Origin of the sequence: Clostridium sp. Cult1 (assembly GCF_021655095.1) — a bacterium.
Classification (GTDB): Bacteria; Bacillota; Clostridia; order Tissierellales; family Tepidimicrobiaceae; genus Schnuerera.
This window is the reverse complement of sequence record NZ_PPXW01000001.1, coordinates 539,017-554,511: the sequence shown is the minus strand read 5'-3', so window position 1 is coordinate 554,511 and position 15,495 is coordinate 539,017. Positions and strand designations below refer to the sequence as shown.

The following is a 15,495-nucleotide window of genomic DNA, read 5'->3' as shown; positions in this document are numbered from 1 at the left end:
TATTAGTTTACTTATTACCTTTAAGGCCTTTTTTTTCTACCCATCCATCCTTATTTATCTGCCTAGCTCTAGCAATAGATAGATCGCCTTCCCCAACCTCTTCTGTTATGGTAGATCCTGCTGCTATATAGCCCCATTCCCTTACCACTACAGGAGCTACTAGATTGGAGTTGCTGCCTAAAAATGCATTGTCTTTAACCACAGATCTAAACTTTGACTGACCATCATAGTTTACAAACACTACACCACAACCTACATTTACATTTTTACCTACATCTGCATCTCCAATATAAGCTAGATGTCCAGCTTTTGAATTATCTCCAATTGTAGAATTTTTAACTTCTACAAAGTTACCAATCTTAATATTCTTGCCCAAGTGACTATTTGGTCGTAAATGAGCATATGGCCCTATTGTGCATCCATCTTCTATAGTGCTTTCACTAATAGTAGATGAATATATTTTTACCTTGTTGCCAATTTTACTATCTTCTATCCTACAATTTTCTCCTATTATACAATTTTCTCCTATAATAGTTCCCTTGGTAATTATTGTTCCAGGATATATTATACTATCTTTTCCAATATTAGCACCTAGTTCTATGTAGGTATTTTCTGGATTTATTATAGTTACTCCATTCTCCATATAGTTTTGATTAATTCTATTTCTCATTATCTTCTCGCACAAGGCCAATTGAACCCTTGAATTAATTCCATAGATTTCCCTTGAATCTTCAATTACATAAGCTCCAACTTTACAATCTTCCTCATTCAAAATTTTAATCACATCTGTAATATAATATTCGCCTTGAGCATTATCATTATCTATTTTGCTAAGAGCATGTTTCAATTTATCTCCTTTAAAACAATATATACCAGAATTAATTTCTTTTATTTTTAGCTCTTCTTCTGATGCATCCTTATGTTCAACAATTTTAAATACATGCCCATTACCATCCCTAACAATTCTACCATAGCCCGCAGTATCCTCCAAATAAGCTGTTAGGACAGTGCCATCGTAACCATTTTTATTATGGTAATCTATAAGCCTTCCTATTGTTTCACCAGTAATGAGAGGAGTGTCTCCATATAAAATTATTACATTACTATCGTCCTCTATATAGTCTATAGCCTGCATAACAGCATAACCAGTTCCATAAGGATATTCTTTGCCTATTGGCTGGGTTTTAAATATAATATTTGAGTCTTTGAACTCTTCTTTTACTTTTTCCCCTCCATGACCAACTATTACATAATTTTCTTCTATATCTGCATTTTTACTAGCATTTATTACATATTCTAATATAGGTTTCCCACATATTTTATGTAATACCTTTGGTATCTTAGATTTCATCCTTGTTCCTTCTCCAGCTGCCAATATTATAGATATATTCATGTTAACACCTCTTTTATATTTATCTATCCAAATTATATTTTAACCTATTTAATCTATAAGTCCACACTAAATATATAAATTCCTTAATAATCTTCCCTTTTATTATAATAAATTTTACCTTATAAAAAAAAGCTTCTATCGAAGTCCTTGAAACTCCTAACGAAAAGTCCTTTTAATTATTATTTTATAAATAAGAACTTTCCTATTGGTTATAAAAAAAGTAAAAAGGCCTTTAAGGCCCTTTTTACTCAGATATTAAAATTTTTTCATATTCTTCAAAAATTGCATCTTGAATTTTTTTCCTAGTTTCTGCATTAATAGGATGTGCAATGTCTCTAAATTCTCCATCTGGCATCTTCCTACTAGGCATAGCAATAAAAAGTCCGTTCTGTCCTTCGATTATCTTTATATCGTGTACAACAAATTCTTCATCAAAAGTTACAGATACTATTGCCTTCATCTTCCCTTCTTCGGTAACCTTCCTTACTCTTACGTCAGTTACTTTCACAGCTTATGTTCACCACCTTCCATAGAAGCCAAAAAATATTATTAAATATTCTCTATATTCTCTATATTTTTTAAAAATCCTTCTTATTTTGTAAATTATTTTGAATTTTTTTAACTTTTTATTAATTTTATTTTAAATTAATAGTTTTATTAATTAATTATATAGTTTTAACTTTCACTTCCACATGCCATTGAAATACACTTACATATTTTGTCATAGGCCTTTTATATTGCCTTTTTATTATTATAGTAATATGATATAATCAAGCAGTGACAAAAAACTCTTATTAGAATAAAATAATATTAATATGTAACTTGGTAATAATATTGAAAAGAAACATTCATTTTAAACGACATAGGAGGTAAGTTTATGTTTGAATTTTGCATAAATGACCATAAATACTCTCACGTTCATTTCATAGGAATTGGCGGAATTAGTATGAGTGGTTTAGCAGAAATTTTATTAACAGAAGGATATAAAGTTTCTGGCTCTGATATGAATAATAGCTATATAATAGAAAGATTAAAAACCTTAGGTGCTGATATATACATAGGTCACGACAAAGACAATATTAATGGCTCGGATTTAGTCGTATATACAGATGCCATTTCAAAAGATAATGAGGAACTAGTAACATCATTACAAAACAATATTCCAACTGTAGATAGAGCTACTTTTCTTGGTGCACTGATGAAGAATTACGAAAACTCAATTGCAGTATCTGGAACTCATGGAAAAACTACTACCACAAGTATGATTGCTACTATTTTAAATCGTTCTCTTTTAAGTCCAACCATTCTACTTGGAGGCCAATTAGATGAGATTGGTGGTAATGTTAAGCTAGGCACTAAAAAATATCTTTTAACAGAAGCATGTGAGTATAAGGGAAATATTTTAAAGTATTTTCCTACTATAGCTATTATTTTAAACATGGAAGAAGAACATTTAGATTATTTTCATAATATAGACCACATAGTAGATACATTTACTCAATACGTAGAAAACATTAAAGAGGACGGATATTTAATCATAAATACTGACGATTATAATTCTAAAAAAGTAATTAGAAATACTAAAGCAAATATAATTACTTTCGGATTAAATAATAAATCTGATTATTCTGCTGAAAATATTTCATTTACTTCAGAAGGCTATCCTAAATTTATGCTCAATATAAAAGGGGAATCCTTATATCCGGTAAAATTAAGCGTAATGGGAACTCATAATGTTTACAATGCATTAGCTAGTATTTGTGCTACTCATACTTTAGGAATACCTATTAACACTATAATAAAATCCATAGAAGAGTACAAAGGAACCCATCGACGACTGGAAATGAAAGGAATAATAAATGGAATAAAAATAGTTGATGATTATGCTCATCATCCTACAGAAATTAAAGCCTCATTGAAAGCTTTAAGGAATTCAACAAATAATAAAATTTGGTGTATATTCCAACCTCATACCTATACAAGAACAAAAATGCTATTAAATAGTTTTGCTGAATCTTTTTCAGAAGCAGATAGGGTAATAATACCCGATATATACGCCGCTCGGGAAAAAGATAATGGTATAGTTCATTCTACTCATCTAGTAGAAGCTTTGGTGAAGAATGGAATAGATGCAAAATATATATCATCTTTTGAAAGTATTGAAGACTATATTTTAAAGAACGCCAAAAAAGGAGATACTGTTGTCACTATGGGAGCAGGAAATGTCTACACTATAGGAGAGGCTCTCCTTGAAAGCAGTGAAAAAGAAGCTATTTAACCCCCCTAGGCTAGGGGGTTTTATCATTTAATGCTTTTATAAGAAGTCTTTTCTACGTTGTAAATTTCTTCTAATGCTTTTTTAACTTCTACTGGATCAAATATAAAGTAGGACAGTATTTTCCCATTTATACTTTTTAACTCTGCCTTTCCTGGCAAAGTATTAAATGTAAAATCATCCGATTTAATACCTAGAGCTTTCCTTGAATAGGAAAGACCTTCCCATAGCTTAATATCTGTTTTGACATAATCAAGACCTTTTTTTATGACCACAGGTAATCTGTAAGACAAAACTTTGTCTACAAAAGATTGAAGAAATTGTTGTTGAGCTTTAATCCTACCTAAATCTCCGTCTATATAACCCTCTTTGTTATTATTCCCTTTTCTATATCGTAAAAACTCTAGGGATTTTTTCCCATTTAGTACCTGTTTCCCCTCTTTTATATCTATTTTCAATGGAGGGTTAGCCGTTGGATCCTCATACTTCATATTAAAAGGTACCATCACCTCTACTCCGCCAATTGAATCGATAATATTTTCTACCCCCTTATAATCTACCATTATATAATGATGAATAGGAACACCTTCTAATATGTGAGACACAGCTTTTTTAACTCCCTCTACGCCATGATCCCCATATATAGCATTAATCTTTCTTTGTTCTCCATAGTTATATCCCTTCCTATGTATATAAGTATCTCTAGGTATAGAAATTGCGTTCACTTGCTTAGATAAAGGATCAAAGGTTGCAAATATAATAGTATCCGTTCTAATATCCTCCATGCCTAGTAAAATCACATTTATCCTATTATTGTCCTTAAATGCCTCTGAAAGAGAAGAATAAGTTTTAGTTTTAATACTTGTTTCTTCTAAAGCACTCTCTTCTTCTATTTTAGGTTCTCCACCACTCGTATTGGTTTCCATCCTATATTTATTAGATTTAATATAGGAATAGGAGCCCAAAAAAATAGCAATAAAGAAAAAAATAAAAGACACAATAAAAACTTTCCAAAAAGTTTTCATTATAATATCCACCTTCCACAAATAATATTTCTATATATTGTGTCCAATCTTTTCTTATATATATCAAATATACATTAAAAAACCTTCTTTATTGGTTGTTGAAACCAATAAAGAAGGTTTTAGAAATTCATCTATAGAAATTATCTTGAATAATCAAAAAATCCTTTTTTCGTTTTTCTACCTAAGAATCCTCCTCTTACCATCTTTCTAAGAAGTGGATGAGCTCTATATTTTGGATCTCCAAACTCAGTATATAATACATCCATAATAGCTAAACATACATCTAAACCTATTAGATCTGCTAAGGCCAGTGGTCCCATTGGGTGATTTGCGCCAAGTTTCATAGCTTCATCTATATCCTCTGCTGTCGCTACTCCATCTCCTAATATGCCAACAGCTTCATTAATCATAGGTATCAGTATTCTATTTACTACAAAGCCTGGAGCTTCCTCTACTTCTACAGGTGTTTTACCTAAAGCTTCAGATAAGTCTATTATTTTATTCTTAACTTCTTCCGAAGTTCCTATCCCCTTTATCACTTCAACCAGCTTCATTACAGGTACTGGATTAAAGAAATGCATCCCTATTACTCTATCAGGTCTATTTGTACTACTTGCTATTTCTGTAATAGATAAGGAAGAAGTATTTGTTGCTAATATTGTATCTTCTTTACACAATTCATCTAATCTTTTAAAGGTTTCTTTCTTTACATCCATATTTTCTGAAATTGCTTCAATAATTAGGTCACAATCCTTTAGGTCTTCATAATTAGTAGTGACTTCAACCTTTTCCAATATGTTATTTTTATCTTCTTCAGTAATCTTTTCTTTCTTAACTAGTCTATCTAGATTTTTATCAACTACTTTTAAGCTTCCCCTTGGATCTGATGAATCAATACTTCTAACCCACATAATTACATCATATTCTTTTTGGGCAAAAACTTGTACTATACCAGAGGCCATAGTTCCTCTACCTAATACACCTATTTTTTTCATCTAGACACCCCCAAATTTTATTTTAATTTATAGTTTGGTTTACGTTTCATTAAAAACGCATCCATACCTTCTTTTTGATCTTCTGTAGCAAAGCATAATCCAAACAAATCCCTCTCAATATCCATACCTGTTTCAATATCCGTTTCTATCCCTCTATTTATAGCAACCTTTGCAAACCTTACTGCAATTTGTCCTTTAGATAGAATCTTATTTGCCATAGCCATAGCTTCGTCCATTAGGTCTTCTTCTGGAACTACTTTATTAACTAATCCTATTCTATAAGCTTCTTCAGCATCTATCATATCTGCTGTAAATATTAATTCCTTAGCTTTTGCCAATCCAACTATACGAGATAGTCTTTGAGTTCCAGCAAACCCAGGAATAATTCCAAGACCTACCTCTGGCTGCCCAAATTTAGCTTTTGGAGAAGCTATTCTAATATCACAACACATAGCTAACTCGCAACCACCACCTAGGGCAAAGCCGTTTACTGCGGCTATAACAGGCTTCTCCATTAACTCTACTTTTCTAAAAAGTTTTAATCCTTTTTCTGCAAACTTTCTGGCCTTAAACATATCCATATCCTTCATCTCAGAAATATCCGCCCCAGCCACAAAAGCCCTTCCTTCTCCTGTAACTATCAATATATGTACTTGGTCATCCTCTATTATCATATCTATAACATTGTTAATTTCATCTAAAACATCAGAATTTAAAGCATTTAATGCATCTGGCCTATTGATAGATAAAACACCTATATTTTTATCCTTTTCAAATAGAATCCCCTTAAAATCCATAGAGTTTCCACCTCCATTAAAATTCTATTAACCTATCCATATTTTATCAAATATTATATAATAAAACAACTAAAGTTTGTTTATTTATTAACAATTTGTTTGATTAAACTATTTAAGATCTGACACATAGCATAAATAAAGACGGAACATTCCGTCTTTATTTATATCCAGGCTTACCCAAAAGTGTAAACATATTCTTTTTATATTCTTCTACTCCTGGTTGATCAAAGGGATTAACTCCTAATATATACCCACTAATAGCACAAGATTTTTCAAAAAAGTAGATTAATTTCCCCAAATAATATTCATTTAACTCTGGCAAGTTAATTACTAAATTAGGCACACCGCCTTTAGTATGTGCAATTAAAGTACCTTCAAAGGCTTTTTTATTCACATAATCTATTGTTTTATTGGCTAAAAAATTAAGACCATCTAGATTTTCCTTATCTACTCTTATTGTTATATCCTTAGCTGGTTTTTCTATATTTATTGTGGTTTCAAACAAGTTCCTTTTCCCATCCTGGATTAATTGCCCTAGAGAATGTAAATCAGTAGTAAAATTAGCTGAGGCAGGAAATATGCCCTTATTATCCTTTCCTTCACTTTCTCCGTACAGTTGTTTCCACCATTCTGCAAAGTAATGTAGATTTGGCTCATAATTTACAAGTACTTCTATATCCTTTCCTTTATTATATAAAATATTTCTTGCTAAAGCATATTGATAACAGATATTATGTTCTAAATCCCCTTTTGAATATTCATTCATACCTGCTAAAGCACCTTCCATAAGCTTATCTATATCAATTCCTGAAACAGCTATTGGAAGCAACCCTACAGCAGTAAGTACAGAGTACCTTCCTCCTATATCATCAGGTATTATAAAAGAAGTGTAACCTTCTCTTTCAGTTAACTCCCTTAAAGCGCCTTTAGAACTATCTGTAGTAATATATATCCTTTCTCTTGCTCCTTCTTTTCCATACCTTTTCTCCATGTATTCCTTGAAGATTCTAAAAACCAAGGCTGGTTCTGTAGTAGTTCCCGATTTTGATATTACATTTATACTTATATCTTTGTCCTCTAATAAATCCAATATATCAGATATGTAATTACTACTTATATTATTCCCGGCATAATAGATTTCAGGCCCTTTCCGTTTTTCTTCTGGTAGATTATTATGGAAACTATGATTTAAACCTTCTATGCATGCCCTAGCCCCTAAATAAGAGCCCCCTATACCTATTAAGATAAAGGCTTGAGAACTTTTTCTTATCTTTGCTGAAGAAGATTTGATCCTTTCCAACTCTTCTCTATCATAGTTCCTAGGCAACTCTAACCATCCGGTAAATTCCTTGCCTGCTCCTATGTTGTTTTGCAGCAATCTGTGAGAAGACTCTATCAAATATTCCATATATTTAATTTCATGTTTTTCAATAAAACCATTTGAATAGTCAAATGTAATATTATCCATAAGATAACCCCCATTTATTAGTTATAAATCACACTATATAATTTAATAATAAAAAGCCTTAGAAGTTTCCTTCTAGGACTTTTTATTAGTTTAACACTTCCATTAATACCATGGCAAAATCATCTTCTTGTTCTCCCCATCTAAACCTTTCCACATTCTCAACTATTTTATTCAATAGGTTTGTTTCATCGTTCTTTATGATTTCAACTATTCTATCTACTCCGAATTCATCTCCTTCGATGTTTTTTACCTCCGTTATACCATCAGTATAAAATAGTATTTTATCGCCTTTATCCAATACGATATCATTTTCTTCATAATATATTTCATTAAATATTAAAGATATAGGGAAGCCCTTTGTTGTCAATAGTTCTATTTCATTGGAGTTATATTTAATGGGAATACAATTATGGCCGGCATTGGCGTAAGTGAAGTGATTTTCCTTGGCATTAAATACTGCATAAAAAATTGTAAAATACTTATCTATTTCTAAGCCTAAAGTACTAAAATTTTTATGAAGTTCTGTCAATGCCATGGATGGACTTAATATATCGTCCTTTATGGCCCTCATAGTTTGTCTAACGAACATAGTCATCATAGATGCTGTAATGCCATTTCCTACTACATCACAGATATATATCCCCATGTTATCTTCATCAATACGATAAACATCAAACATATCTCCACTTAACATCTCTGAGGGCTTATATAAATGATCAATTTTCAATCCATTATATATACCTCTTTTAGGCAAAATCCTATGCTGAAGCCTTTTAGCAAACCTTAAATCTTTAACCATCTTTTTATTTCTTTCAATTAATTCTAGTTCTAGTTTTCTCTCCCTTGTCACATCTCTAAGGACTTCTACGGCAGCTATTGCATTACCATTAGGATCTAAAACTGGAGAACTTTTAACTGAAAAATATCTACCATTTATTATTTCTTCTTTTTGAACTGTCTCATTAGTCCTTATAGTCTTTTTAGATATACAAAAACCACAAGGTTCCTTTTTGCCAATGGATTGATAACATTTTTTACCTACTAAATCATCTCCTAAAGCTTTTTTCATAGCTTTATTGGCATATATAATAGTACCATTAATATCTACTACTCTAACCCAATCAGCCATACTTTCTAAAACATGATAGTTTAATATACTATATTCTTCCATATTATTAATTAAAGAGTTAGATTCTTCTCTAATAAGCATATTATCACCCTTTTAATAAAATAGGTACTTGGTTTAATAATATCATAATAATTTTTAAAATACAAAGTTTTTAAATATGTTTATCATTAATATTCATTTTACAAATTACTTTATTAGATATATATTACCATTTTTCTACTTATTTTTGACTCTCTATTAACATAAAGCGGAATATATAGTATTATATATATTATAATCAAAAATAGAAGGAGGAAACTATGATGAAAGAAAAAAAATATAAGCAAAAAAATAAAAATAGTCTGAGTAAATTGAAGCTTAAATTCTTATCACTAGTTTTTATAACCATTTTCTTAAGTATCATTCTTACATATTTCATTGTTAATGCTACTAAAATAAACTCAACTCAAAATTCACAATTATATATCCTTATAACGGCCATAGTAAACACATTGATAATTGGCCTTACTACAAGGGTTTTATTTAATAAAATTATTAATAAAACTTTAAATAATGTATCTTCTACAATAGAACATATAGCCAATGGGGAATACGCTAAATTGAATGAACTTAAAGATATTAAAGAGCTGCCCAATATAAATAATTCTTTAAATAGAATAATCTCAGCTAGTAATAGAATGGCTTCTGGTGTTAGGGACAATGCAAATGTCTTGGCTGATAATGCTAAAAACCTATCATCAGTAATAGAAGATACTACTTCTTCTATCGAAAACATAGCTATAAGCGTTAATGAAATTGCTAAGGGCTCAGAAGATACCTCTATGAATATTACCGAGTTAAGCGAAGCTATTTCAAACCTTAATAGTCTATCCCAAGACACAGAAAATTTCGCAGAACAAGCTGGGGAGCTTTCTATTTCCATGGCCAAGTCTGCTAAAAAAGGTTATGAAGATGTGGATCAGATTATACATATGGTGAATTTAATAGAAAATACAACAAAAGACACTTCCAATATTATAGAGGAATTAAACCATCAAATTCAGAACATCGACAATATAGTAATTATTATTAATGAAATAGCTGAACAAACTAATCTCCTTGCATTAAATGCTGCTATTGAAGCTGCAAGGGCAGGGGAAGCTGGTAAGGGTTTTGCAGTGGTCGCAGAAGAAATTAGAAAACTGGCTGATGCTACTCATACATATTCAGGAGAAATATCTGCAATTACTTCTAATGTTACCAATAGTAGTAAAAGTGCAGTAAACAGTATCGATGAAGTAAGTGAGGTTGTAGAAGAAAGCGTAAATATAGCCGATTTAACTAAAAAATCCTTTGATGATTTATTGATTAAAATTGATCAAATCAATATCTTAATAGTAGAAATTACAGAAGCTGCAAAGGATGTGCGTAACAATAGTGAATATATTCTAGAAAGGGCATCTGAAATATCTGCAATTTCAGAAGAAACAACAGCAGCCTCTGAAACTAGTGCTGCTGCTGTAGAAAACAACCTTGCTTCTATGGAAGAAATTACTGCATCTGTTGAAAACCTATCTTCAATTGCCGATAAGCTAAATAAGATGATAGAGAATATTAAAATTTAGTTTTCCTATGCTCTATATTCTACCTTTATTTCTTCTTCTTCAAGATATCTAGCTAAGGCATATATCAAATCAGAAAGTCTATTAACATACTTAATCACCAAAGGATCTACTTCTCTATAGGATCCTAAGGTGATTATTCTTCTCTCAGCCCTTCTGCATATAGTCCTGCACACATGAAGGTAACCTGACTTTTCCCCTGAACCAGGGACTATAAAGCCTATAGGATTATTTAATCTTCCCATATATTCATCAATATTTTCCTCCAAGTATTTAATATCTTCCTCTACTATATGGTATTTTACTTTGGTCTTATCTTCTGTAGCTAAATTACTAGCTACAGTAAATAGCTTGTTTTGAACTTCTTGGATTATGTTGTATATTTCCTCTTCATCAATATAATTCTTAGCTAGACCCAAAAAGGATACCAGCTCATCTACAGTCCCATAGCTTTCCACCCTAATATCATCCTTAGATACCCTTTTGTTATCGAATAAAGAAGTGGTTCCTTTATCCCCAGTTTTAGTATAAATACTCATAAAATTTCCCCCTTCATTCTTTTAATTTAATTATACCCTCAAATTAACTATATCTTCACTAATTTTTTGGTGGTCTTGGACCATAGTATTGATAATAATCTACTTTAATTCTGCCATTGTAGAGTTTTCTTTTTCTATCTGCATCTTTCCCATATAATCTTTCGAAATCTTTATTGGAAGTTAAAACATAGATAGAATAGGTATCCAACTTTCCCAAAAACTTTCCCATATCCTTATATAATTTATCTACTTCTTTTTCTTCTCCTAGTCTTTCACCATAAGGAGGATTGCAAATGATTACTCCATAATCGTCTTTAAATTTAAAATCTCTAAAGTCCTTAGTAATAAATTTTATATCTCCTTCTAAACCTATATTGGCTGCATTTTCTTTTGCTATACCTATAGCCTTTTTATCTATATCTGAACCAATAATATTTAAATTAAAATCTTTAAGCATTACATCCCATGCTTTCCTTCTTGCATCCTGCCAATATTCTTTTTTAACCCTAGGCCAACCTTCAGAAGCGAAATTTCTATTCAACCCCGGTGCTATATTTTTGCCAATCATTGCTGCTTCTATAGGAATAGTTCCCGAGCCACAGAATGGATCTAATAAAAACCTATCCTTATTCCAATAGCTTAATTGGATTAAAGCTGCTGCTAAAGTTTCCTTGAGAGGGGCTTCTACGCTATGGGTTCTATATCCTCTTTTATGTAACCCAGATCCAGAGGTATCAATAGTCAAGGTTGCAGTATCTTTGAGTAAAGATACTTCTATTGTAAATTTAGCCCCAGTTTCTTCAAACCATTCTTTTTTATATTTAGTTTTTAGCTTCTCTACAACGGCTTTTTTCACAATAGCTTGTGAATCTGAAATACTAAATAACTTTGAATTGACAGATTTTCCCTCTACAATAAATTCGCCATCTTCAGTAATCCATTCATCCCATGGTAATGCCTTCGTCTTTTCAAATAATTCCTCAAAAGAAGTAGCTTTAAACTCCCCCATTTTTAATAATACCCTATCAGCAGACCTTAACCATAGATTAGTAATAGGAATATCCTTTTCTGTAGCTCTAAAGGTAATCTTCCCATTTTCAACTACCAAATCATTATATCCCAAATTTTGCAATTCCCTTTTTACAACAGCTTCTAACCCAAAGGTTGTAGTTGCAATTAACTGAATTTGTCCCATTTTATACTTCCTTTCTAATTGGATTCAATTCTATTATACCTAAAAAAATAAATAATTACTTCCCTCTTGTGTATTTTTTATATTACTTGGGTATTAATCTATATAGATTGTTCTTTAGGAATATAATTAAAAAATTAGGAGGTTTTAAAATATGAAAAGCATAGGAAAGTTATATCAAAGTGGAGATTGGAAAGGTGAAAAACATGTGCCTGTTATTCATGCACCTGAAAAAGTTAAAAAGGGAGATTTAGTAGAAGTTAACCTTAACATTGGTGAAGAAATTGCTCATCCAAATACTCAAGAGCATTACATAGCATGGATTAAGCTTTATTTCCACCCAGAAGGAAGTAATTTCCCAGTAGAAATAGGTAGTTATAATTTTAATAGTCATGGAGAACACGGTGCATTTACAGAGCCTTATGTATCGGCTAAGTTTAAGGTTGAAAAATCCGGAACTCTTCATGCTACAAGCTATTGTAATATCCATGGTCTATGGGAAAATAGTGTAGAATTAATAGTAGAGGACTAGTAAGTCCTCTTTTTCTTTTCCCCTTGACAATAAGTGGTTTATATATTAATATACATTTAAAATCAATATAAAACGATGACGGATAATAGTAGCCTATTATGGTTAAAATACAGAGAATAGATCATTGGTGAGAGATCTATAACCTAATAATAGAGTGAATTACGAATCCAAAGTTTCAATAGGAAACTATTGCGATTATCACACGTTACGTGATTAGAGGCTTTATGCAAATTAAGGTGGTACCACGGGTGTCTTCTCGTCCTTTTAGGAGAAGATGCCCTTTTTTAATGAAAATAAAAATTAATGTAATTTTTAGGAGGTTATATAATGGCTAATGTATTTGATGTATTACAGGAAAGAGGTTATATCGATCAGGTAACCTATGAAGAAGAACTAAAGGAACTTTTAGATAAGGAGTCTGTAACCTTTTATGTTGGATTTGATGCCACTGCTGATAGCTTGACTTTAGGTCATTTTATTCAAATAATGGTAATGATGCATATGCAAAGAGCTGGACATAGACCTATTGCTTTACTAGGCGGTGGAACTACCATGGTAGGAGACCCTTCCGGAAGAACTGATATGAGAAAAATGCTAACTAAAGAAATGATTGATCACAACGCTTCAAAATTTAAAGAACAACTTTCAAGGTTCATCGATTTTAATGATAATAAAGCTATACTAGTTAATAATGCAGATTGGTTATTAAATTTGAATTTCCTAGAATTCATGAGAGAAGTTGGGGTCCATTTTTCTGTAAATAGAATGCTGACCTTTGATTGCTATAAAAATAGATTAGAGCAAGGACTAACCTTCTTTGAATTTAGCTATATGTTGATGCAATCCTATGACTATTTAAAACTATATAGGGATTATAATTGTCGCCTCCAAGTAGGGGGTAGCGACCAATGGTCCAATATATTAGGAGGATATGAGTTAGTAAGAAAGCTGGAAGGAGACAAAGTCTATGCTATGACCTTCAAGTTACTCTCCACTGCCGCAGGAATTAAAATGGGTAAAACTGCAGCTGGTACTATATGGTTAGACCCTAAAAAAACATCTCCTTATGAATTTTACCAATACCTAAGAAATTCTGATGATAGAGATGTAGAAAAGTTCTTAAGTCTATTGACCTTCTTACCTATGAATGAGGTAAAAAGGCTAGGAGGATTAGAAGGTGCTGAAATCAATAAAGCAAAAGAAATCCTAGCTTTTGAAGTAACCAAAATGGTCCACGGGGAAGAAGAAGCTATTAAAGCACAAAAAGCATCTAGAGCATTATTTGCTGGCTCTAAAGAGGAAGGTTCTATACCCTTCACAGAATTTAACAAGAGTGTATTTGAAAAAGGTATAGGAATATTAGATTTATTAAAAAATGTAGGTCTTACTAAATCCAATAGCGAAGGTAGAAGACTTATAGAACAAGGTGGAATATCTATAGATGATGTAAAAGTTGAAGACATAGATAGAATCATTACCTTAGATGACTTTAAAGACGGTAAAGTCCTTATTAGAAAAGGTAAGAAAGTATATCATCAAATAAGAATAAAATAATGCAATATAGATTAGGTAAAGGAGGCTATCTCAAAAATGGTTAAGTAAATTCACTTTGAGGTAGCCCCTCTTTTATTTTCACATCAATTCCAATATTATGTTGACCTACCATCTATTGAGTATTTATTTAATAGAAATTTAATGTTATACTTTTAAAAAATAAGAAATATGAAAGGGGGCCGGATCGAATCTAAATAATAAGGAGGATATAATATGAATAAAAATGGTAAAAAAGTATTACTTTCATTAGCTGCAACTATGCTTTTATCAACATCAATAGGACAAGCTGCAAGTATAAACTATAAGGGTAATACCAATTATAGATCCTATAACAGTGAACAGAGTAGAGAGGGTTATGTTATTACTTACAATAATTACTCTAATAATTATTTAAAAAATAGGTACAGTAATGTAATTATTAGATTAACTCCAAAATATTGGGATAATAATAACACAAATACGCCAACAAAACCTGAAACTCCTGTGGAAGATGTAAAAACTCCAGATTCAGATATAGATAACAGTAAGAACAACAGCAATAAAACTCCTGAAACAAAACCAAGTAATCCTGCTACTGAAGTCGAAGTAGGAGCAAATACTTCGATAGAAAGAGAAGTGGTAAGACTTGTAAATATAGAAAGAGAAAAAGCTGGACTAAATCCATTAGCCTATAGTGAAGAATTATCTAAGGTAGCTAGAGCAAAATCCCAAGACATGGCCAATAAAAATTATTTTAGTCATACTTCTCCTACATATGGAGATCCCTTTAGTATGATGAGAAGCTTTGGCATTCAATACAAGACGGCTGGCGAAAACATTGCTAAAGGGTATTCCAGTGCTAAATCTGTAGTCAACGGCTGGATGAATTCATCAGGTCATAGGGCAAATATACTTAATCCAAGCTTCGGAACTATTGGGGTTGGTTATGTTAAAGCTAATGGTACTACCTATTGGACTCAGATGTTCACAAATTAGCCCTTGACTTTAAGATAGTA

At 31.5% G+C, this 15,495-nt stretch carries 14 protein-coding genes and 1 other annotated feature; of the genes, 5 read left to right on the top strand and 9 right to left on the bottom strand.

The annotated features are described in order from the left end of the window. Positions 1-7: 7 nt before the first annotated feature. Both glmU and spoVG read right to left on the bottom strand, forming a co-directional pair. Positions 8-1,393 (bottom strand): bifunctional UDP-N-acetylglucosamine diphosphorylase/glucosamine-1-phosphate N-acetyltransferase GlmU, encoded by a 1,386-nt coding sequence (glmU, locus tag C3E89_RS02570; RefSeq protein WP_236910934.1) that lies wholly within the window; start codon positions 1,391-1,393, stop codon positions 8-10. A 244-nt stretch (positions 1,394-1,637) separates the two neighbouring features. Next, entirely contained in the window at positions 1,638-1,901 is a 264-nt protein-coding gene (spoVG, locus tag C3E89_RS02565; RefSeq protein WP_236910933.1) for a septation regulator SpoVG, read from the bottom strand. Between the two features lie 369 nt (positions 1,902-2,270). Here spoVG and murC point away from each other — a divergent pair, with 369 nt between their 5' ends. Beyond that, positions 2,271-3,671: a UDP-N-acetylmuramate--L-alanine ligase gene (gene murC / locus C3E89_RS02560; RefSeq protein ID WP_236910932.1), complete on the top strand. Its 1,401-nt coding sequence runs from the start codon at positions 2,271-2,273 to the stop codon at positions 3,669-3,671. 23 nt (positions 3,672-3,694) lie between these two features. Here murC and C3E89_RS02555 read toward each other — a convergent pair whose 3' ends face one another. The 5 genes from C3E89_RS02555 to C3E89_RS02535 form a co-directional block, all read right to left on the bottom strand. Further along, on the bottom strand, positions 3,695-4,693 hold the full coding sequence (locus C3E89_RS02555) for an LCP family protein (RefSeq protein ID WP_236910931.1): 999 nt from the start codon (positions 4,691-4,693) through the stop codon (positions 3,695-3,697). 140 nt (positions 4,694-4,833) lie between these two features. After that, entirely contained in the window at positions 4,834-5,688 is an 855-nt protein-coding gene (locus C3E89_RS02550) for a 3-hydroxybutyryl-CoA dehydrogenase (RefSeq protein ID WP_236910930.1), read from the bottom strand. A gap of 17 nt (positions 5,689-5,705) precedes the next feature. After that, a complete protein-coding gene (locus tag C3E89_RS02545) occupies positions 5,706-6,485 on the bottom strand; it encodes a short-chain-enoyl-CoA hydratase (protein ID WP_236910929.1) in 780 nt (259 codons plus the stop codon). Positions 6,486-6,642: 157 nt separating this feature from the next. Then, a complete protein-coding gene (locus C3E89_RS02540; protein ID WP_236910928.1) occupies positions 6,643-7,953 on the bottom strand; it encodes a glucose-6-phosphate isomerase in 1,311 nt (436 codons plus the stop codon). A gap of 85 nt (positions 7,954-8,038) precedes the next feature. Continuing rightward, positions 8,039-9,163: a SpoIIE family protein phosphatase gene (locus tag C3E89_RS02535; protein WP_236910927.1), complete on the bottom strand. Its 1,125-nt coding sequence runs from the start codon at positions 9,161-9,163 to the stop codon at positions 8,039-8,041. A gap of 221 nt (positions 9,164-9,384) precedes the next feature. Between C3E89_RS02535 and C3E89_RS02530 the strand changes: the two genes are divergently transcribed. Beyond that, positions 9,385-10,686, top strand: coding sequence for a methyl-accepting chemotaxis protein (locus C3E89_RS02530; protein WP_236910926.1), 1,302 nt, complete (start codon positions 9,385-9,387; stop codon positions 10,684-10,686). 5 nt (positions 10,687-10,691) lie between these two features. Here C3E89_RS02530 and C3E89_RS02525 read toward each other — a convergent pair whose 3' ends face one another. Further along, the gene (locus tag C3E89_RS02525) at positions 10,692-11,222 is read right to left on the bottom strand and encodes a cob(I)yrinic acid a,c-diamide adenosyltransferase (protein WP_236910925.1); all 531 of its coding nucleotides are present in this window, start codon (positions 11,220-11,222) and stop codon (positions 10,692-10,694) included. 58 nt (positions 11,223-11,280) lie between these two features. Further along, positions 11,281-12,417, bottom strand: coding sequence for a THUMP domain-containing class I SAM-dependent RNA methyltransferase (locus C3E89_RS02520; RefSeq protein WP_236910924.1), 1,137 nt, complete (start codon positions 12,415-12,417; stop codon positions 11,281-11,283). Positions 12,418-12,568: 151 nt separating this feature from the next. Between C3E89_RS02520 and C3E89_RS02515 the strand changes: the two genes are divergently transcribed. From C3E89_RS02515 to C3E89_RS13410, 3 genes are all read left to right on the top strand, one after another. Beyond that, positions 12,569-12,946, top strand: coding sequence for a class II SORL domain-containing protein (locus C3E89_RS02515; protein WP_236910923.1), 378 nt, complete (start codon positions 12,569-12,571; stop codon positions 12,944-12,946). Positions 12,947-13,012: 66 nt separating this feature from the next. Then, positions 13,013-13,213: a binding site (T-box leader), on the top strand. Between the two features lie 60 nt (positions 13,214-13,273). Then, entirely contained in the window at positions 13,274-14,500 is a 1,227-nt protein-coding gene (gene tyrS / locus C3E89_RS02510) for a tyrosine--tRNA ligase (RefSeq protein ID WP_236910922.1), read from the top strand. Positions 14,501-14,713: 213 nt separating this feature from the next. Further along, positions 14,714-15,475, top strand: a complete 762-nt coding sequence (locus C3E89_RS13410; RefSeq protein ID WP_236910921.1) for a CAP domain-containing protein — start codon at positions 14,714-14,716, stop codon at positions 15,473-15,475. Positions 15,476-15,495: the final 20 nt, after the last annotated feature.

Bases quoted from the DNA above. Each gene is read 5' to 3' on its own strand.
- glmU (WP_236910934.1), bottom strand. From the start codon at position 1,393: ATGAATATATCTATAATATTGGCAGCTGGAGAAGGAACAAGGATGAAA.
- murC (WP_236910932.1), top strand. From the start codon at position 2,271: ATGTTTGAATTTTGCATAAATGACCATAAATACTCTCACGTTCATTTC.
- C3E89_RS02555 (WP_236910931.1), bottom strand. From the start codon at position 4,693: ATGAAAACTTTTTGGAAAGTTTTTATTGTGTCTTTTATTTTTTTCTTT.
- C3E89_RS02550 (WP_236910930.1), bottom strand. From the start codon at position 5,688: ATGAAAAAAATAGGTGTATTAGGTAGAGGAACTATGGCCTCTGGTATA.
- C3E89_RS02545 (WP_236910929.1), bottom strand. From the start codon at position 6,485: ATGGATTTTAAGGGGATTCTATTTGAAAAGGATAAAAATATAGGTGTT.
- C3E89_RS02540 (WP_236910928.1), bottom strand. From the start codon at position 7,953: ATGGATAATATTACATTTGACTATTCAAATGGTTTTATTGAAAAACAT.
- C3E89_RS02535 (WP_236910927.1), bottom strand. From the start codon at position 9,163: ATGCTTATTAGAGAAGAATCTAACTCTTTAATTAATAATATGGAAGAA.
- C3E89_RS02530 (WP_236910926.1), top strand. From the start codon at position 9,385: ATGAAAGAAAAAAAATATAAGCAAAAAAATAAAAATAGTCTGAGTAAA.
- C3E89_RS02525 (WP_236910925.1), bottom strand. From the start codon at position 11,222: ATGAGTATTTATACTAAAACTGGGGATAAAGGAACCACTTCTTTATTC.
- C3E89_RS02520 (WP_236910924.1), bottom strand. From the start codon at position 12,417: ATGGGACAAATTCAGTTAATTGCAACTACAACCTTTGGGTTAGAAGCT.
- C3E89_RS02515 (WP_236910923.1), top strand. From the start codon at position 12,569: ATGAAAAGCATAGGAAAGTTATATCAAAGTGGAGATTGGAAAGGTGAA.
- tyrS (WP_236910922.1), top strand. From the start codon at position 13,274: ATGGCTAATGTATTTGATGTATTACAGGAAAGAGGTTATATCGATCAG.
- C3E89_RS13410 (WP_236910921.1), top strand. From the start codon at position 14,714: ATGAATAAAAATGGTAAAAAAGTATTACTTTCATTAGCTGCAACTATG.